Raw genomic sequence first — 19907 nt, forward strand, 5'->3', positions numbered from 1 at the left:
TCCAGATGAAAAAAGGCCCGCGCCGGGAGGCCGAAAACCTCCATGGCGCGGGCCCTCAGTGTAGAGCAATCAGAAGAACTTGTAGTTCGCCATCAAGGTGAACGAGCGGCCACGCGGATCGGCGACGCGCGGTTCCCAGCTGCTGCCGGCGCCGGTGTTGCTGTCGTAGGTGATCGCGAACGGCGGATCTTCATCGAACATGTTCTTGACGCCCGCGGTCAGGGTCAGGTTCTGGAAGCCCGTGTAGTTCACCGACAGGTTGAAGATCGAGTAGTCGTCGACCTTGCGCTCGTAGTTTGATGGCGTCACACGGCCGCTGGCCACGCCCGGCAGCACCTGGTCGTCATAGCCCGACCGGTAGATGTTCTGCAGCATGCCACTCCAGTTGCCGTACTTGTAGGTCGCATAGGCGCTGTGCTTCCACTTCAGGCCCAGGTCGCCGGTGAACAGGAAGCGGCCCACTTCGCTCTCGCCGAATTCGGCGTTCCTGGTGGCGCGCGACTTCTTCTCCAGCAGGCGCGAGCCGTCCAGGCCCACGCTCCACACGGCGCCGGTGCTGAACTTGCCGTTCAGGCGGGCGCCGACTTCGACGCCGCGCGTGATGCGTTCGCCGGCATTGATCCAGCGCTGGTCGACCGCCACCAGGGTACCGGCCGAATCACGGAAGAACTGGTCCTGGAACAGGTTGTAGTTCTCGACCATGGTCGCCAGGTTGAACGAGTCGATCGTGTCGTACTTGCGGATTTCCCACAGGTCGGCGTTGGCCGAGAAGTAGCTGGTCGGCTCGAATACCACGCCCAGGCTGCCCTGCTTTGCCGTTTCCGGCCCCAGCGTATCCTTGCCGCCGGTCAGCGTGATCGGATTGACGGCATCGCAGCCCGGCACGGTCGAATCGACGCGCCCGATCGGGCAGGTAGCCGGGTCGGCCAGGTCCTTGCCGGCATACGGCGACTCGGTCACGCCGTTGAACAGCTGGTTGAACGACGGCGCGCGGAAGCTTTCGTTGTACGAGCCGCGGAACATCAGCTGCGGGATCGGCTGGTAGCGGAACGACACCTTCGGATTGGTGGTAGCGCCAAAGCCCGTGTAATCGTCGCGGCGGATGGCGAAGGTCAGTTCCAGCGCCTGGGTCACCGGCACCAGCACCTCGGCGTAGATCGCCTTGATGTCGCGCTTGACCTTGTCCAGCGCGTTGACGTCGTCGAACGGCGCGTTCAGGATCGCCGGGCGCTCATTGGCGGCGCGGCGGTCGCCGTTGAACTTGTATTCCTCGCGGCGCAGGTCGGTCCCCAGCGCGGCCAGCACCGGGCCGGCCGGCAGGTTGAACAGCTCGCCCGAGATCGCGGCATCGAACTGCGTCATCGTCACTTTGCCGCCATACATCACCACGCCGGCGGCCGAGGTGGCGCGGATCGCGTCGATCGCTTCCTGGCTCTGGGTCTGGCCCGGCAGCAGGAAGGGATTCACGATGCCCGAACCCAGCACGTCGGCCAGGGCGCGGGTGTAGTTGTAACCGGTGCCCAGCGTCGATTCCGATTCGCTGAAGGCGCGCGACAGGCCGACGCGGTAGTCGTAGCGCTTGCCAAACAGGGTCAATGGACCGTCGGCGCCGACCAGCACGCGGCCGGCCTTGGTCTCGGTCTCGATCTCGCGGTTGCCGCACTCCATGCAGCGCCAGCGATAGGCGATCGGCAGGCCGTAGTTGGCCGAGATGCTCGGGAAGACCTTGACCAGCGCGTTATAGACGTCGTCGTAGGCGGCGCCGGTGCTCGGATAGAACGAGGTCGGGCCGAAGGTCGAGGCGGACGGCGAGATCTGGTTCGGCGAGAAGCGCTTGGCCACTTCGACGCGCGAGCCCACGCCTTCGGCGAAGAACTCGTGCTCGCCCATGCGGAAGGTGGCGCGCGCCAGCGCGTTGGAATTCTTGACCGGCTGCTGCAGCACGGCGGCGCGGCCGGTATCCCAGGCGCAGCCATAGGCCGAGCCGGGCGAATTCCACAGCTTTTCGTCGTAGGCGCCCATGCCGTCGATGCTGTCGCAGCCCGGGCCGCCCGGCAGGTCGAGCAGGCTGATGCCGTTGTAGGCCACGCTGCCGCCTGGCAGGGTGGGCCCGGTGCCGGTGCGCGACAGCAGGGATGGGCCCAGCGTCGTGGCGAAAATATTGCCGCTCGGCGTGCCGCGCGTATCGACCGACACGCCGCGGTTCGGCTGGAAGGTGTTCACGAAATCGCGCTGGTCGCCGCGCAGCGCCTTGTTCTCGCTGTGGGCGGCCGTCACCAGCACGTTCCAGCCCTGGGTATCCAGATCGCCCCAGCCGCCGGTGATGGTGGCGCGGCCGATCTCGCCGCCGCTCTCTTCGGCGACATCGGTGAAGGCCTGGACTTCCAGGCCATTGTAGTTCTTGCGCAGGATGAAGTTGATCACGCCGCCGATCGCGTCGGTACCGTACACGGCCGAAGCGCCGTCCTTCAGCACTTCGACGCGCTCGACCGCCGCCATCGGGATCGAGTTCAGGTCGACCGCGGAACCCTTCATGCCGTGGGTCGCGACGCGGCGGCCGTTGAGCAGCACGAGGGTCGAATCGGAGCCCTGGCCGCGCAGGTTGGCGCTCGATGCGCCGTTGTTGCCGCGCTGGGCGCCCGAGGTGACGTCGGCGTTCGACGCCAGGTTGTCGGAACCGTTGCCGTTCACGTTCAGGGTCGCGATCAGCTGCTCGGCCGTCACGATACCCTGGTCTTCCAGCTGTTTGCGCGAAATGATTTCAACCGGCAGCGCACCTTCCTTCGCGATGCGCTTGATGCTCGAGCCGGTGATTTCCACCCGCTGCATCGATGCTTCGCTTTGCGCCTGCGCTTGTACCACGATCGGGGCGGCCACGCCCATGAGGGCCATCAACTGTGCCAGTTTTTTCAATTTCACCGTGTTTCTCCTAACGTTTCCCTTGGCGGTCTTGGGCCAGATTGGTGCACTGCATCGCACACCCCTGGCCTGCTCTGTTCGTAATGGCTAGTTCGCTCTTAGCATTACGTTATGTTCTGAATTCAGAGTACGCCCACAAATTTCGCAGGTGCCAATGAATTAACCGGAGGGCAGTATAACCAGCAGGAATATTTAATTTAGGAAAAACTCACGAAATCTAACGTGTAGCTCTGGCGGAGCGTGCTCTTTGCGCAACATCGACATCGAGGTAACGCCAGGTCGTGAATTCGACAGGATGCCGTTTGTAGTTTTTCAGCCACGGATGGCGCAGGTCGCCGGACAGCACATGGGTCAATGGCACCCATGGGTTATAGGCGTGCAGCAGCTGGTTCATCTCGATATACAGCCTGTTGCGCTCCGCACCATCGGTGAGCAGGCGCGCACGTTCGTAGCGCACGTTGTACTCCGGCAGGTTGAAACGGGAGTAGTTGGCGCGGCCCGCATTCGGGCCGTACAGCAGCTGGTAAAAATTGTCGCCGTCGGGGAAGTCGGCGATCCAGTTACTCTCGAACATCTGCACCGTGCCCAGCCGCGAAGCCTTGATGATCTCGGTCTTCTTGTCCGACTTGAACACGACGCGCAGGCCGATCGCGTTCAGGCATTTTCTCCACAACTCGTCGCGCAGGCGGCCGCCGACGGTGGCTTCGCTGTGCATCGTGAGCGTTAGCGGCTTGCCGCCAGGCGCGCGCCTGAAGCCATCGGCATCGCGCTTGTCGTAGCCATGGCGGTCCAGCAGCGCATTGGCCAGCGCCGGGTTGTAGGGCACCGGGCTGCGGTAATCCGGGTCGTAGCCGAGCACGTTCGGCGGCAGCGGCGACTCGGCCTTGATCGCGAAGCCCTTCTTGAGTAGCGCGATGTCTTGGGCGCTGTTGTACGACATCGAGATCGCGCGCCGCAGCGCCACCCTGTCCTTGCCGTAGCCGCCGACCACCGGGTCGTCCATATTCATCCACATGTAATAGGTCTGCAGCACCGGGAAGCGCGACAACACGATGCCGCGCGCCGCCAGCTCCGGTTTCAGTTCGCCGTCCTGCACCACCATCTCGGTCATCGATTCGGGAATCTGTTCCAGGTAATCGTATTCGCCATTCAGGAAGCCCAGCATGCGGCCCTGGAATTCCTCGGCGATCTTCACGTCGATCCGGTCCACCAGCGGCAGGCGCTTGCCCTCCAGGGCAGCGGCAATCGCCCGGTCTTCCGGGTCGCTGCCTGGCGTGGCGCTGAACACGGCCGTCGAATACGGATTGGCCAGCAGGACGATGCGGTCGCTGCGCTTCCACTCGCCGATCATGAAGGGACCGGTACCGACCGGATGGTTGCCGGCCTGGCCCGGATAGGCCTCGATCACCTCGCGCGCCACCACGCCGGTGGCCGGGGTCGCGAGATAGAACAGGAAGTTGTTGTCGGGCGCGGCCAGGCGGATGCGCAGGGTGTAGCGGTCGACCGCCTCCACCCGAGTGCCTTCGACCATATACGACCAGGGCGACCTGAGCGATGGATCGCGCAGGCGACCGAGGCTGTAGGCATAGTCGGCAGCGGTGACTTCGCGTTTCACGCCCTTGAAGGCCGGGTCGGGCGTGAAATAGATGCCGGGGCGGATGCGGAAGGTATAGGTCAGGCCGTCGGCGCTCACTTGCGGCATTGAAGTCGCCGTGTTCGGCCGCAGCTTCGCCGGCCGCGCCAGGTAGTCGTAGCGCAGCAGCGGATCGAACAGGTTTTCCAGCAGCGACAGGGTGGCGTTGTCGGACGCCGCCGCCGGGTCGAGCCCCGTTTCGCTGGTGGACAGGAACATGCGCAGCACTTTTTGCTCCGACTGCGCCGGCGCCTGGGCCTGCGCTGCCTGCGCACCGAGGCAGGACAAGGTTAACACGAGGGCGGCGGCATAGCGGAATGTCATGACAAGCAGGTCCTGTTGGGCGTTGCGTATCATAGGCCGCCGCCCATCCCGAGGCAACGCTCATAACTTTTGCACATGGTGCGGCTGCATTCTTTCATCCACGCGGCTTGCCCTCAGCCCCTGTCCACTGCACAATCGTGCGATACCCAGCAGCGACTCATTACATGGCACTCAATTACATCTGGACAGGCTTCTTCCTCGTCGGCTTCCTCGCAGCGATGTTCCAATGGCTGTTCCTCGGCGACACAGAGATTTTCAAGCGCATCATCGACGGCACCTTCGACTCGGCCAAGATGGCCGTGATGGACATCGCCCTGCCGCTCGCCGGGGTGATGACCTTCTGGCTCGGGATCATGAACGTCGGCGAAAAGGCCGGCGCCATCAACCTGTTCGCGCGCGTGATCGCGCCCTTCTTCTCGCGCATCTTCCCCGGCGTGCCGAAGGACCATCCGGCCAACGGCCACATGGTGATGAACTTCTCGGCCAATATGCTGGGCCTCGACAACGCCGCCACGCCCTTCGGCCTGAAGGCGATGGAGAGCCTGCAGTCGATCAATCCGAAGAAGGACGAGGCCAGCGACGCCCAGCTGATGTTCCTGGTGATCCAGACCTCCGGCCTGACCATCATCCCGCTGGCCGTCATGGCCCAGCGCGCGGTGCTGGGCGCGGCCAATCCGGCCGACATCTTCATCCCGACCCTGATCGCGACCTATACCGCGACCATCTTCAGCATCATCGCGGTGGGCATCCGCCAGCGCATCAATATGTTCGATCCGGTGGTGTTCGCCTGGATCGGCGGCACCGCCGCGCTGATCGCATCGATGGTGTTCAGTTTCACCTGGTTCCTCGATAAATCGCAGATCCAGCTGGTGTCGACCGTGGTCGCCAACCTGGTGCTGTTCTCGGTCATCGCCGCCTTCATGACCGGGGCTGTGATGAAAAAGGTGAACGTGTTCGAAGCCTTCATCGAAGGCGCCAAGGGGGGCGTCGAGACCGCGATCAAGATCATCCCCTACCTGGTCGGCATGATCGTCGCGATCAGCGTGGTGCGCAATTCCGGCATCCTGGGCCTGATCGTGAACGGCTTCGCCTGGGTATTCGCCTCGCTCGGCCTGCAGACCGATTTCGTCGGCGCGCTGCCGACCGCGCTCATGAAGTCGCTGTCGGGCAGCGGCGCGCGCGCCATGATGATCGATGCGATCAACACCTATGGCGTCGACTCCTTCGTCGGCCGCCTGGCCAGCATCCTGCAGGGCGCCTCGGACACGACCTTCTACATCATCGCCCTGTATTTCGGCTCGGTCGGCATCCGCAAGACCCGCTATGCGGTCAGCTATGGCCTACTGGCCGACCTGATCGGCATCATCGCGGCCATCTTCGTCGCCTATCTCTTCTTCGGTTAAGGAACAGCATGCTCAAACGCTCCGCCCTCGCGCTCGCCCTCTGCACCTGCATCTCGTTCGCCCACGCCCAGCTGCCGCCAGCGGTGACCCAGGCGCTGCAGCAGAACGGCATCGGGCAGAACGAGATCGGGGTGCTGGTGCTGCGCGGCGACGCCGCCGTGCTGGAACACCGGGCCGGCCTGCCGATGCAGCCGGCATCGACCATGAAGCTGGTGACGACGCTGGTCGGCCTGGAACGCCTGGGGCCGGCCTTTCGCGGCCGCACCGAGCTGCGCACCACGGGCCAGGTCGAGGACGGCGTACTGCGCGGCAGCCTGTACCTGAAGGGCGGCGCCGATGCCGATCTCTCGGGCGAGCACATCGCCGACATGCTGCGCGCGCTGCGCTACGACGGCATCGAGCGCATCGAGGGCGACCTGGTGCTGGACCGCGGCCTGTTCCAGCCGGCGCGCACGGACCTCGGCCTGCCCCCCTTCGACGAGTCGCCGGAAGCGTATTACAACGTGATCCCCGACGCCCTGCTGGTCAACAAGAACATGCTGCAGCTCGACATGCGTTCCACCGCCTCGCGCCTGCAGCTGCGCATGCATCCGGAGCTCGAGCGGGTTTCGGTGACGTCCGAGATGACCCTGGTCGACGCCGACTGCGCCCAATGGGAAGCCGGCTGGAAGCTGCCCGAGGCGCGGCGCCAGGCCGATGGCCGCATCAAGGTGGTCTTGCGCGGCACTTTTCCGAAGAACTGCAACCGCAGCTACGGCGTCAACGTGCTCGACCGCGACGATTATGTCGGCCGCCTGGTGCGTGAGATTTGGAGCGACCAGGGAGGCGTGCTGAGCGGCCGCACCATCACCGGCGCCACGCCCCTCGACGCGCGCCTGCTCGCGGCCCATGTGTCGCGCCAGCTGCCGGAACTGGTCCGCGACACCAACAAGCCATCCGACAACGCGCTGGCGCGTACCCTGTTCCTGAGCCTGGGCAGCCTGCAGGCCGACCCGGTGGCGGGCAGCCTGGCGCTGCCGCAGGCCGAGGAATCGACCTTCGCCCGCGCCGACGCCGCCGTACGCGGCTGGCTGCGCGAAAAGCAGATCGACGACACCGGCTTCGTGATCGACAACGGCTCCGGCCTGTCGCGCATCGAGCGCATCAGCGCGCAGCAGATGGCCCAGCTGCTGCAGGCCGGGCTGCGCAGCCCCTGGGCCCCGGAATTCCAGTCCAGCATCCCGATCGGCGCGGTCGACGGCACCATGCGCCGCCGCCTGCAGGACAGCCCCGCCGCCGGGCGCGCGCGCTTGAAAACGGGCTCCCTGCGCAACGTCACGGCGCTGGCCGGCTACGTGCCGGATGCGAACGGCACCCCTTGCGTGTTCGTGGCGATGATCAATAGCGAGCAAAGCGGCAACGGCCGCGGACGCGCCGTGCTCGACACGCTGGTGGATTGGGTGGCGCGCTCGGGCGCGCCGGTTTCCGCCACGCCCTGAACCGGGAATGCCCAGGTAAACATTGCTATCGAAACAAGGTTACTGACGAATTACTATAATTCGTTAGTTTTCGATAGCAAAAGCTGACACAATAGCGGGCTGGCGCGTGTCTCGCGCCACCGGTTTCCGCCTCCGCAGGACGCGTTGCCGACCGTCAAGTTTGGCCGTCCTGATCATTCATGAAATTCCATCCCCTGACCGGAGAATTCGCGCGCGCCGCGGACGAGACCGAATTCCTCAATAGCCAGTTATCGCGCACACGCTCGCTGTTGGGCTTCACGCTGCTGTTCTGCGTCATCTTCTTCCAGCTGTTCTTCCTGACCGATATCGCGGCGCTGGGGCTGGACGCCGCGCTTCGTGAAACCCTCCCTGCGCGGCTGGGCGTGGCGCTCATTGGCGGCACCGGCGCCTGGCTCGCCTACCGGCGTCCGCTGTCGGTACGCGGCACGCGGCTGGCCGCGTCGAGCGCCGAAATCCTGTCGCTGGGCTGCTTCATGGTGGTCGCGCTGGCCCGTCCGAACGAGGTGCACTGGCATGCGCTGTCGATGGTGGTGATCCAGGTCGTGATCTACCTGTACATCCCGAACCGGCTGGCCTATGCCACCGCGATCGTGAGCGGCGGCGTGATCGTCTTCCTGGCGCTGGTGCACTACCTGCTGCCGCCGCGGCCGGTGGCCGACCTGCTCACGATGGGCATGCTGCTGGCGATGATCAATACCTTCGGCATCCTGGCGGCGCGCCGCTTCAACCGGGTGGCGCGCGAGGAATTCAGGCTGCAGACGCAACTGAAACGGCTCGCCGAGCGCGACCAGCTCACCGGCTGCTACAACCGCCATTACCTGAACGACCACCTGCTGGGCGCCGAGCTGGCGCGGGCGCGGCGCTTCGGCCATGCGGTCTCGGTCGTGCTGTGCGATATCGATCACTTCAAGCACATCAACGACACCTTCGGCCACCACCAGGGCGACCACGTGATCCAGAACTTCGCCACCCTGCTGCAGGGGATGACACGCCAGGGCGTCGATGCGGTGGTGCGCTACGGCGGCGAGGAATTCCTGCTGATCCTGCCCGTGACCGGACTGGCGGGAGCGGCCGCCCTGGCCGAACGCCTGCGCGAAGCCTTCGCCGCCAGCACCTTCACGGTCGACGGCGAACCGGTGCCGACCAGCGCCAGCTTCGGCGTCGCCGCCTTCGATTTTTCGAGCAAGGATTTGCGCGTCACCCTGCCCGACCTGATCGTGGCGGCCGACAAGCAGCTGTATGCGGCCAAGCGCAACGGCCGCAACCGGGTCGAGTCGGCCGAGCTGGCTTAAGCCTTACAGCACCCGGCGGAAGGTCGCGCGCACCAGCTCGCGGTCGCCGCAATCGAAGTGCCACCACTCGGTCTTGATGCCGAAGAAGCCGGCCTGCAGCATCGCCGCGCGCAGCAGGCGGCGGTTGGCCAGCTGATGCTCGCTCAGTTGCCCGGCCAGCACAAATCCTTCTTCCAGCGCGGGATGCGACAGCTCCGTCATGTCGTCGAAGCCGGTGCCCATGTCCAGCTCGCGGCCATCGGCATCGAGCAGCGTGATGTCGAGCGCCATGCCATAGGAGTGGATGGAGCCGCGCGCCGGGTTGGCCAGATACAGGCGCAGGTCGGTGCCCTCGAGCGCATCCCACAACTGCTGCTGCACGCGCTGCGGACGCAGGGCGTCCAGCACCAGCGGCCGCAGGCCGGGAGCATGCACCGCCAGCCAGGCCACCGCGCGTTCCAGCGCGGCCGCCGCCTCGACGTGCAGCCAGGCGCAATCATAGGGTGAATACAGGTCGCGCCCGACGAAGTTGTTGGGCGTGGCATAGCGCAGGTCGACGTCGATGCCGGCGATGCTGTCCAGGTGGCGGAAATCCGGGCTGCTGGCGATGTCCTCGCTGGCGAGGGTAAGGTTCATTTACTTATTTTCAAGACAGGCGCGTGCGGTCGCGCCGATGCAGTTGGCCAGCTCGCGCGCCCCGTGCGACAGGGGCGAATGGCTGGCAGTGAGCAGGTACAGGTGCACCGGGATCGATGGCGACCACTGGCGGCACTGCACCTTGCTTGGCGCCGCCGAAGCGGCGGTGAACGGGTCGAGGATGGCGGTGCCGGCGCCGGCCTCCACCAGCGAGCGCGCGATCTGGTAGGTCTGCACCACGGTGCGGAACACCGGCTGCACATCTTGCGCCTCGCAGGCGGCGACGACCATCTCGCCCAGCGGATCGCGGTCGGCCAGGCCGATCAGTTCGCCGCTCAGGTCTTCGGCCGAGATCGGCTTCTTGCATTCGTCGTCGGTCCAGGTGCCGGCGGGCGCCACCACCGTCAGCAGGCCGTGGGCGATCGGTTCGGCCACGATGCCGGGATGGCGCGGATCCTGCAGCGACAGAGCGACGTCGGCTTCGCCCAGGCGCAGCGCATTGACGATCTCGCTCGTGTGATGCGTTGCAAGTTCACAACGGGTATCGGGGAAATCGCGGCGCCATGCCGTCATCCCGGCCGGCAGCACGCTGACCGCGATGGTGGGCGTCGACACCAGGCGCACGGTCTCGACCGCGCGGCCCTTGAGGCTGGCTGCCAGGCGGCGGATGCCCTGCAGGTCGCGGTTCAGTTTCTCGGTTTCGGCGAACAGGCGGTGCGCTTCCGGCTTCGGATACAGCTTGCCGCGCACGCGCTCGAACAGCGGCATGCCCAGCTGCAGCTCGGCGTGCTGCAGCACCTTGGTCACCGCCGGCTGGGAAATATGCAGCACCTGGGCGGCGCCGCTGATGGTGCCGACTTGCATGATGGCGTGGAACACCTCGATATGACGCAGACGCATTGCTTCACCCTTCAGTAGAAAACCCACCCCGCATACGCACGGGGTGGATGGGCGAAGGATACAGCGAAAATTGCTGTACGGCGATGGTCACGGCGTGTTCACTGGCGGCGTGGCGGGCACGGGCGCAGGCACCGGGGCGGTCGGCGGCACGTTCTCCAGCGCGCCCGGCAACGGTTCGGCGGTCGGGGCCGGCGCCGATGGCGGCACCAGCGTTGGCGCTGGAGTCGGTGCAGGCGCCGCAGGCTGAGCCGGCGGAAGCGGCTGGCCGGGCACGGCCTGCCAAGGCTGCGGAAGCGCCGGGATCACCGGCATCGGCGGCGGAGGGGTGCCGGCCGGCGTGGTCAGCACCTCGAGCAGCGCCGCCGTCTCGGCGTCCGGATTGCCGGAAATGTCCAGCGGGCGGTATTTCATCTGGAACGCCGCCAGCGTGGTGCGGGTCGGTTCGTCGTACACGCCGCTCTGCACGATGCCGAAGCCGTGGGTGGCCAGCTTGCGCTGGAACCAGCCGACGTCCGGCAGCAGGGCGTCGAAGGCCGGGCGCACGGCCGCCACGCGGGTGGCGTCCGGCCACAGCACCAGGCCCTCTTGCGCCAGGCGCTGCCATGGGAATTGCGGCCCCGGATCCTGCTTCCTCAGCGGCGCGATGTCGCTGTGGCCCAGCACGTTCTCGGGAGCGATGCCGTGGCGCTGGACGATGTCCTTCACCAGCGGAATCAGGGCGTCCACCTGCGATTGCGGGAACGGCGCATAGACGCGGCCGGTCGGCGTGTCCTTCCAGCCGGCGTTGACGATCTCGATGCCGATCGAGCTGTTGTTCAGCTGGGTGAAGTTCTTCCAGCTCGAGTTGCCGGCATGCCAGGCGGCGCGGTTCTCGTCGACCAGGCGATAGATCTTCGGCGTCGCCTCGTCGGTCAGCAGGTAATGCGAGCTGACCTCTTTCTCGGTCAGGATCTTGATCGAGCTCGGCGTGTTGGCGACCGTGTAATGCAGCACCAGGAAACGCGCCCGGCTCGACTGGCCCTTGGCGGTATAGGTGGTGTCATAGCTCGGGACGGTGGAGCAGCCCGCCAGTACGGTCAGGGCAAGCAAGGCGGCGATCGATTTCATATTGTTCTCCTTGGTGGTTTCTTGTTGTTCAACCCAACGCCAGGCGCGCGGCCGCGTGGTGGGCGCGCGAGCCGGTCCGCGTGAAGGCGATATCCGACGGCAGCGCCGCGCGCATGGTGTCGGCGATCAGCGGATGCAGTTCGGCGGCGCGCCCGGACAAGGCCACTGGGCGGACGCCGAAGCGCGAGGTCAGGGCCGATGCCAGGCGCGCCAGCTCGCGGCCGGCATCGACCAGGATGGCGCGCGCCGCTGGATCCTGTTCCGCGCTGGCGGCGACGGCCAGCGCCAGCTTGCCGACCGTCCCGCGTTCGCTTTGATAGATGAACTGGCGCGACTGGGCCCAGTCCGATCCGCCGACGTGTTCGAACACGGCATGCGCCATCGGCGACTCCCGCCAGCAGCCGGGACGCTCGTCTTCATTGCGCCAGATATGGCGCAGCGCTTCGCGCGCGATCCAGAAGCCGCCTCCGCCATCGTCCAGCACCACGCCCCGGCCGCCGGCGCGGTGGAACACGTCGTGCTCGTCGATGAAGGCCCCGATCGAGCCGGTGCCGGCATAGACCAGGTAACCCTCGCCCGGCGCGAAGCTGGCGCGGTAGGCGATCTCGATGTCGTTGCAGAGCATGACCGCGCCAGGCGCCACGCCCAGCAAGGCGGCAAGCCAGCCCTGCAGCAATTCGCCGTCGCCGCCGAAGCCGGTCAGGCCGGCCTGTACCCGCACCGGATGCGCATGCTGCAATACCTCCGCCGCCAGCCGTTCGAAGGTGGCGCGCACGGCGTCGCGGCCGTGGGGCGTGGCCATCTGCAGGGCGGAGAGACCGTCGACCGTGCCCTCGGCCAGGATCGCGCCGCCGGGCGCGGCAAGCGCCCAGCGGGTCTGGGTGCCGCCGGCGTCGATGCCCAGGCCGGGGCCTGCTACGCGCAGATTGTCTTGATCAGTCGGCATACCGTGATGCTACCCGCATTATGGTTTCGACCACACACGCACGCGCTCGCCCTCGTTGCCGAGGCGGTCGACCGCGCTCACCACCACGATCTCGGCCGGGCCGAGGCGTTCGTCGTCGGAAATAGTCCAGGTCGCGCGCGCCGCCGGCGCCACGGCGAAGCGCCATTCATTGCCGTGACGGGCCCAGATCGCATACAGGGCATTGCCCTTGCCCGCCGTCAGGCTCAGGTCGACCGACCTGGCGCCGCGGACGGCCTTGATCGTGGGCGTGCCGGGACGCGTGCTGCCCAGCCACGGCGTGGCCGGCACCAGCGCCTGGCCGGTGTAGCGGCTTGCGCGCAGCTGATCGCTGATGCCCTTGCGGTTCTGCGTCAGGGCCACCATGCTGAAGTGGATGTGGCCGGTGGCCTGCGGACGCGATCGGGTCACGCTCACCTGCTGCAACACTTCGTCCGGCTCGTAGTCGCGGGTCGGCGCGCCGATGCGGCTGGTGAACAGGCCAGGCCAGATATGGCGGCCCAGCGGGTTCTGGCCGATCCAGTAGTCGAGCAGCACGTCATAGGCTTGGCCCGGCGCCTTGATCGGCCAGTACAGCTGCGGCACGAAATAGTCGAGCCAGCCCTCCTGCAGCCACAGTTCGGCGTCGGCATACAGCTTGTCGTACTGCGAGAAGCCGACGATGCCTGGCGGACGGCGGTCGGGCCGGCCCAGGCCGAAGGGGCTGATGCCGAAGCGCACCCAGCTCTTTTCGGCATGGATGCCCTTGTACATGGCCTCGATCAGGCGGTTGACGTTGTCGCGGCGCCAGTCGGCGCGCGCCAATGTGCCGCCGCTTTTCAGGTAGCGCTGCCAGGCCGGATCGTCGGGGAAGTCCAGCTCGGCCTTGGCCGTGCGGCCGTCCAGCGCGGCGGCATTGCCGGCCACGGCCGGCGTGGCCTCGATCGGATAGGGATAGAAGTAGTCGTCGATGTGCACGCCGTCGATGTCGTAGCGGCGCACGACGTCGAGGATCACGTCCATGGTCTGCTTGGCGGCGGCCGGCTCGCCCGGGTCCATCCACATGAACTTGCCGTAACGCTTGACGATGTCCGGATTGGTGTTGGTGATGTGGTTCGGCGCCGACTGCGAGCGCGCCGCGTCCATGCGCGCGCGATAGGGGTTGAACCAGGCGTGCAGCTCGAGACCGCGCGCATGCGCCTGGTCGATCCAGAATTTGAGGGGATCGTAGGCCGGCATCGGCGCCTTGCCTTGCGCGCCGCTCAGGTATTCGGTCCATGGCTCGAGCTTCGACGGATAGATCGCATCGGCCGAAGGACGCACCTGCAGCACGATCGCATTCAGGTTCAGCGACTTGGCGCGGTCGAGGATGGCGATGGCTTCCTTCTGCTGCACGGCGGACGACAGGCCTGGCTTGCTGGGCCAATCGATATTGGCGACGGTCGAGACCCAGGCGGCGCGCAGCTCGCGCGGCGCGGCGGGCGGATCGTCGCCGCCGCTGGTTTCGGCAACCGGTACACCGCGGGTGAGCGGCTTGGTGCCGCAGCCGGTCAACAGGCCGCCGAGGGCGAAGGCGCTGGCCAGGCCGAGCGTGAAAGCGCGTTTGTTCATTTTGGGAAGCAAAGTGGCTCCTTTGTGTTCTGTTCAGACTTTGACGAACCAGCGCTTGCGCCACATGCACCAGGCAATGGCAAACATGCAGGCGTTGAAAGCGATGGCGTACAGTAATGAGGTGTTGCGTGGGTCCAGCGGCAGCGCGGCGAACGGCGCGTACAGGAGTCGGCCGAGCGCGAGCTGGCTGCCGTCCGGCTGGGTGAGTTTGATAAAGCCGAGCATCTTGGCGATCAGGCCGGATAAAGCGAAGATGAACAACGCGTTCATGCCGTAGATGACGAAGGGCGTGCCCAGGCGCTGCATGCGCTCGCGCAGCGCCGTCGACGGCGCCGCGTCCAGCAGCCAGTAGCTGGCGCCGAAGGCCAGCAGCGCCCAGCCGCTCATCAACAGGCAGAACGAGGGCGTCCACAGGCTTTTATTGATCGGCATGAGGACCGCGTCGAGCGTGGAACCCAGCGCCAGGCAGGCCAGGCCCGCCAGCATCAGCCATACGACCTGCTCGACCCGCGGAAGTGTCGAGAGCAGCAGCCGGCCGGCCAGCACGCCGAACAGCAGGCTGCACACTGCCGGGAGCGTGGACACCAGGCCTTCAGGATCCCAGGTCTTCGCTTGCGCCCACAGGTGACCGTCCATCAGCGCGCGGTCGACCCAGGCGCCGAAGTCCTGGCCCGGTTCCAGTACGCCGGCGCCGATGCCGGGGACCGGCACCAGCAGCATCAGGACGCTGTACAGCGCCAGCAGTAGGAAGATGGCAAGCGCCTGGCCGCGCCAGCGCAGGTAGACCACCAGCGGCGCCGCCACCAGCGTGCACAGGGCGATGCGCTGCAGCACGCCGGGAATGCGCACGCTGCCCCAGTCGAAGCGCGGGATCAGGTTGAGCAGGAAGCCGATCAGGAAGATCAACGCGGCACGCCTGGCCAGCTTGACGAGCAGCTGCGGCTTGTCCGCGCCGGCGGCGGCCAGGCGGCCCAGCGACAGCGCCATCGCGACACCGCCGATGAACAGAAAGAAGGGGAAGATCGTGTCGGTGAACGTCCACCCATGCCAGGCCGCATGCGCGAGCTGCGCATGCAGGTGGCCCCAGTCGCCCGGATTATTCACGAGCACCATCGCGGCGATGGTGAAGCCGCGGAAGGCGTCGAGCGATGTCAGGCGCACCGGTGCGTCGATCATGGCCCGTTATTTTTTCCCGAATTCGGGATCGATCTTGACCAGCGCCGCCACGATGAACGCGGGGATCGTCGCCAGGCAGGTCCAGATGAAGAAATGCTTGTAGCCCAGGTATTCCTGCAGGTCGCCGCTCCACATGCCCGGCACCATCATCCCCAGCGCCATCAGGCCGGTGCAGATCGCATAGTGCGCGGTTTTATTGGGACCGTCGGCCACCATGATCATGTACATCATCATGGCGGTGAAACCGAAGCCATAGCCGAACTGCTCGAGCGCCAGGAAGGCGGACACCGTCACCAGGTCGGTCGGCTGGGTCTGCGACAGGTAGACGAACACCAGGTCTGGCAGGTGGATCGCGAACACCATCAGCCACAGGCAGCGCTTGAGCCCCAGGCGCGAAATCAGCCAGCCGCCAGCCAGGCCGCCCAGGGTCAGGGCGATGATGCCGACCGTGCCGTAGGCGATGCCGTATTCGGCGGTGGTCAGCCCCAGGCCGCCTTCGCTGACCGGGTCCTTCAGGAACGGCGCCACGAGTTTCAGCAGCTGGGCCTCGCCCAGGCGGAAGGTCAATATGAACGCGACGATCATCCAGATGTCGCGCTTTTTAAAGAAGGCGGCGAAGGTGCCGAAGAAGTCGCGCAGCGGATTATTGGTGGTCGGGGCGGGACGGTCGTCCTCTGGCACCGGCAACACGAACTGGTGCCAGGCAAACGCGGTGAAGAAGATCGCGGCCAGCACGTAGAACACGATCGCCCAGGCTTGCCTGACGTCGCCCAGGCTCACGGCCAGGTAGCCGGCGAGGACCACCAGCGGACCTTGTCCGACCAGGGTCGCCAGGCGATAGAAGGTGCTGCGCACGCCGACGAAGGCGGCCTGCTGCTGCTGGCGCAGGCCCAGCATGTAGAAACCGTCGGCCGAGATGTCGTGGGTGGCCGAGCTGAACGCCATGATCCACATGACGGCCAGGCTGACGGCGAAGAAGGCCGGCGTGTGCAAGACGGTGCCGACCGCGATCAGCGAAGCCCCGACCACGACCTGCAGCAGCACGGTCCAGCGGCGCTTGGTGCCGAACATGTCGACGATGGGCGACCACAGCGGCTTGACCACCCATGGCAGGTACAGCAGGCTGGTATAGAAGGCGATGTCGGAATTCGAGATCCCCATGTCCTTGTACATGATGACGGTCAGGTTCATCACCACGACATAGGGGATGGCCTGGGCGAAGTACAGGGATGGCACCCACAGCCACGGGCGGTTCGCTTGCGGTTTCTGCATGTCTCTTTCTTGTGCCTAGAAGGCCAGGGGCTGCGGAAACGCGCTTACGCGAGCGCCTGGCGCACGCTGCCGCGCGCCGCTTCCAGCAGCGCTTGCGCCTGCTCGACACTGGTTTGTTTGGACAAGGCCACGATGGCGGTCTTGACGTGGAATCCGCATTGCTCCAGCACCGCCCGCGCGGCCTCCTCGTCGGCGCCGGTGGCGAAGCTGGTGAGGCGGATTGCACGCCGTACCAGTTTGGCATTGGTAGCCTTCAAGTCTACCATCAGGTTGCCGTAGACCTTGTTCAAACGCACCATCAGTGCGCTGGAAAAGGTGTTCAGCGCGATCTTTTGCGAGGTGCCGGCCTTCAGGCGCGTGCTGCCCGAGACCACTTCGGGGCCGGTGTCGAGCGTGACGCCGATTTCGGCTTCCTGCGTGACCGGCGCGTCCGGGTTGTTGGCGAAGCCGATCGTCAGCGCGCCGACCGCGCGCGCGGCCTGGATCGCGCCCAGCACGTACGGCGTACCGCCCGATGCGGCGATCGCCAGCACCACGTCGTCCGGCCCCACGTTCACGCCCTGCAGGTCGGCAGCGCCCTGGGCGAAATCGTCTTCCGCCCCTTCGACCGCGACGAACATCGCGTCGCTCCCGCCGGCCAGCAGCGCCACCGCGCGTCCATGTGGCCAGGAAAAGGTCGGGTACAGCTCGACACTGTCGAGCACGCCCAGGCGGCCCGAGGTGCCGGCGCCGACATAGATCAGGCGTCCGCCCGCTTCCATGCGCGGCAGCGCGGCGGTGACGGCGGCGGCGATGCGCGGCGCGGCCTTGCGCACCGCCTCGACGGCCTGGAACTGGTCGTCGACGAAGACGTTCACCAGTTCGGTGGTCGGGTACTGGTCGAGGGCGGCGTGCGCCTGGGAAGGGGTTTCGGTATTGAGCATCGCCGTGTCTCGAAAATGGTTTTTTGATGAAACCAGTGTAATACCAATTCGGCAAGCCATCCCATGAAAGGATCGGCCGCCGCCATGCCGCGAGGTTATGCGGGCCTGCGCAGCTCAGCCACGAAGTCGTAATGGTCGCTGCGGCAATAGGAATGGGTCAGCTCCACCGGCTCGCCCGATTCCAGGTAGCCGATGCGGGTGATGAACAGTACCGCGCGGCCTTCCGGCACGTCCAGGCGCGCCGCCAGTTCGGCGTCGGCGTTCATGGCGCGGATGTGCTGCAGCGCGCGCACCGGCATGTGGCCGCTCTTGCCCAGGTGGGCGTAGAGCGACGCGGCCACGCCGTCGGGACGCGGCAGCACCGTGGCCGGGATCACGCTGATCTCGTAGGCCATCACGACGTCGTCGGCCAGGCGCAGGCGTTCCAGGCGCGCCACCCGCGCGCCGGGCGAGAGGCCCAGCGAGAGCTGCTCGTCGGCGTCGGCCAGTACCACTTCGCGCCGCAGCCACTCGGAACGCGGGGTATAGCCGCGCTGCTGCAGCTGTTCCGAAAAACTCGACAGGTTCGACAGCGGCTGCTCGATGCGCGGGGCGATATAGTTGCCCGAGCCGCGGCGGCGCACCACGAGACCCTGCTCGACCAGCTGGTCGATCGCCTTGCGCGCGGTGACGCGCGAGACGTCGAGCTGTTCGGACAGCATGCGTTCGGAAGGCAGCGCCTGGTCGGCCTGGTAGCGGCCGTCGCGCACGTCCTGCGCCAGCTTGCGCGCCAGCTGCATGTAGAGGGGAGAATTGTCGTCCAGGTTGACCTGGAATCCGGGACCGGGGGTGTTCATACCGTGGAAGCATACCACTTGAGACCAATACAAAAGAGTTATGACTTGCCTACGGCTATTCATTAGGCAAGGGTTTCGGGCTTTCCGTATGCTGATCCGGCAAACACGATAAAAAGGGAATGAAATGAATCACGGCAGGCGATCCCTGCTCGGCATGGTCATGCTGGGCGCGATGGAACCGCTGTTCGCGGCGATGCCCGTGGGCGCCGGCGGTGTGGCGTCTTCGCTCGACGCCGAGCTGGCCGCCGTCGTCGACGACCCTGCATTTCCCCTCGCCAGCCTGTCGGTGGTGGCCCTGCGCGCCGGTCGGCCGGTCTATGAAGGCGCGTTCGGACGCCGCACCATCGGCAACGGCGCCGTGCCCGACCGCCCGGCCACGCCCGACACCTTGTACCGCATCGCCTCGATCTCGAAACTGGTCACCACGCTCGGCCTGATGCGCCTGCTGGAAGACGGCAAGGTCGATCTCGATGCCGACGTCTCCGCCTACCTCGGTTTCAATTTGCGCAATCCGCATTTCGCCAGCCAGGCGATCACCCTGCGCCACCTGCTGCTGCATACCTCTTCGCTGCGCGACGACGGCGGCTACTTCTGGCCGGCCACGACGGCATTGAAGGACGTGCAGCCGGCCTGGTCGCAGCTCGCCGGCCCCGACGGCGCCTATTACAGCTATTGCAACCTGGGCTTCGGCCTGATCGGCACGATCATGGAGCGCGTGACGGGCGAACGCTTCGACCGCCTGATGACGCGCCTGCTGCTGCAACCGCTCGGCCTGCAGGCCGGCTACAACCCGTCCGAGCTGCCGAAGGCGGCGCAGGACCGGCTGGCGACCATCTACCGCAAGCGCGCCGTGGACAGCGAAACCTGGCAATCCAACGGCCCCTGGGTCGCGCAGGTGGACGCCCCCGGCATCCAGCCGCCCCCTGGCCTGGCCGGCTACGTGCCGGGCACGAACGCCACGCCGTTCAGCCCGACCGGCGGCCTGCGCATCTCGGCGCGCGATCTGGGCATCCTCATGCGCATGCTGATGGCGGGCGGCGTCCATGATGGCAAGCGCCTGCTGCAGGCGGCGACGGTCGAGCGGATGTTCGCCCGCCACTGGAGTTACGACGGCGTCGGCGGCAACGGCAACCCGCTGGGCAGCATCCTCAGCCCGCGCGGCCTGGGCAACGCCCATTATCCCGACCGTCCCGGGATGTGGCTGACGCCCGGCTTCGACGCGGTGGGCCACCTGGGCGATGCCTATGGCCTGCGCTCGATCTTCGCCATGGACCGCGCCAGTGGCAACGGCATCGTGGTGCTGGCCGGCGGCAGCGCGCGCGACCCAAGCGACCAACCCGGCCGCGACTCGTCGCTGGCGCGCTACGAAGAGCGCGTGCTGGCGAGCGTCTACCGGCGCGCCATCCTCGGCCAATCTGCCTGAACGGCCCAGCAAATGTGTACATATATGCCGG

15 protein-coding genes are annotated in these 19907 nt (G+C 66.3%); 4 read left to right on the forward strand and 11 right to left on the reverse strand.

Features of this window, described 5'->3' with window-relative positions; all coding sequences use genetic code 11:
• Window positions 1-69 precede the first annotated feature (69 nt).
• Complete coding sequence (locus J3U95_RS12305; protein ID WP_208278885.1) at window positions 70-2919, reverse strand: TonB-dependent receptor domain-containing protein; 2850 nt, start codon at window positions 2917-2919, stop codon at window positions 70-72.
• Between the two features lie 217 nt (window positions 2920-3136).
• Complete coding sequence (locus J3U95_RS12310; RefSeq protein WP_208278886.1) at window positions 3137-4876, reverse strand: ABC transporter substrate-binding protein; 1740 nt, start codon at window positions 4874-4876, stop codon at window positions 3137-3139.
• 164 nt (window positions 4877-5040) lie between these two features.
• Here J3U95_RS12310 and J3U95_RS12315 point away from each other — a divergent pair, with 164 nt between their 5' ends.
• From J3U95_RS12315 to J3U95_RS12325, 3 genes are all read left to right on the forward strand, one after another.
• Window positions 5041-6279, forward strand: coding sequence for a spore maturation protein (locus tag J3U95_RS12315; protein ID WP_208278887.1), 1239 nt, complete (start codon window positions 5041-5043; stop codon window positions 6277-6279).
• A gap of 8 nt (window positions 6280-6287) precedes the next feature.
• On the forward strand, window positions 6288-7757 hold the full coding sequence (gene dacB / locus J3U95_RS12320; RefSeq protein WP_208278888.1) for a D-alanyl-D-alanine carboxypeptidase/D-alanyl-D-alanine endopeptidase: 1470 nt from the start codon (window positions 6288-6290) through the stop codon (window positions 7755-7757).
• A gap of 179 nt (window positions 7758-7936) precedes the next feature.
• Window positions 7937-9070 carry a GGDEF domain-containing protein gene (locus J3U95_RS12325; protein ID WP_208278889.1) on the forward strand — a complete coding sequence of 378 codons (1134 nt, stop codon included), beginning with the start codon at window positions 7937-7939 and terminating at the stop codon, window positions 9068-9070.
• Between the two features lie 3 nt (window positions 9071-9073).
• On the opposite strand, the gene J3U95_RS12330 is transcribed toward J3U95_RS12325, so the two are convergent.
• The 9 genes from J3U95_RS12330 to J3U95_RS12370 form a co-directional block, all read right to left on the reverse strand.
• Window positions 9074-9685, reverse strand: a complete 612-nt coding sequence (locus tag J3U95_RS12330) for a M15 family metallopeptidase (protein WP_208278890.1) — start codon at window positions 9683-9685, stop codon at window positions 9074-9076.
• Window positions 9686-10585: a LysR family transcriptional regulator gene (locus J3U95_RS12335; RefSeq protein ID WP_208278891.1), complete on the reverse strand. Its 900-nt coding sequence runs from the start codon at window positions 10583-10585 to the stop codon at window positions 9686-9688.
• 87 nt (window positions 10586-10672) lie between these two features.
• On the reverse strand, window positions 10673-11692 hold the full coding sequence (locus tag J3U95_RS12340) for an N-acetylmuramoyl-L-alanine amidase (RefSeq protein ID WP_208278892.1): 1020 nt from the start codon (window positions 11690-11692) through the stop codon (window positions 10673-10675).
• Window positions 11693-11720: 28 nt separating this feature from the next.
• Entirely contained in the window at window positions 11721-12638 is a 918-nt protein-coding gene (locus J3U95_RS12345; RefSeq protein ID WP_208278893.1) for an N-acetylglucosamine kinase, read from the reverse strand.
• An 18-nt stretch (window positions 12639-12656) separates the two neighbouring features.
• Window positions 12657-14246 (reverse strand): glycoside hydrolase family 10-like protein, encoded by a 1590-nt coding sequence (locus tag J3U95_RS12350; RefSeq protein ID WP_229519811.1) that lies wholly within the window; start codon window positions 14244-14246, stop codon window positions 12657-12659.
• Window positions 14247-14279: 33 nt separating this feature from the next.
• Complete coding sequence (locus J3U95_RS12355; protein ID WP_208278895.1) at window positions 14280-15422, reverse strand: acyltransferase family protein; 1143 nt, start codon at window positions 15420-15422, stop codon at window positions 14280-14282.
• 6 nt (window positions 15423-15428) lie between these two features.
• Window positions 15429-16694 carry an MFS transporter gene (locus J3U95_RS12360; protein WP_208278896.1) on the reverse strand — a complete coding sequence of 422 codons (1266 nt, stop codon included), beginning with the start codon at window positions 16692-16694 and terminating at the stop codon, window positions 15429-15431.
• A 44-nt stretch (window positions 16695-16738) separates the two neighbouring features.
• A complete protein-coding gene (gene murQ, locus J3U95_RS12365; protein ID WP_208278897.1) occupies window positions 16739-17617 on the reverse strand; it encodes an N-acetylmuramic acid 6-phosphate etherase in 879 nt (292 codons plus the stop codon).
• Between the two features lie 95 nt (window positions 17618-17712).
• Window positions 17713-18453, reverse strand: coding sequence for a GntR family transcriptional regulator (locus J3U95_RS12370; RefSeq protein ID WP_123069294.1), 741 nt, complete (start codon window positions 18451-18453; stop codon window positions 17713-17715).
• A 124-nt stretch (window positions 18454-18577) separates the two neighbouring features.
• Between J3U95_RS12370 and J3U95_RS12375 the strand changes: the two genes are divergently transcribed.
• On the forward strand, window positions 18578-19876 hold the full coding sequence (locus tag J3U95_RS12375; RefSeq protein WP_208278898.1) for a serine hydrolase domain-containing protein: 1299 nt from the start codon (window positions 18578-18580) through the stop codon (window positions 19874-19876).
• Window positions 19877-19907 lie beyond the last annotated feature (31 nt).

Origin of the sequence: Massilia oculi (genome assembly GCF_017582745.1) — a bacterium.
GTDB classification, from domain to species: Bacteria; Pseudomonadota; Gammaproteobacteria; order Burkholderiales; family Burkholderiaceae_D; genus Telluria; species Telluria oculi_A.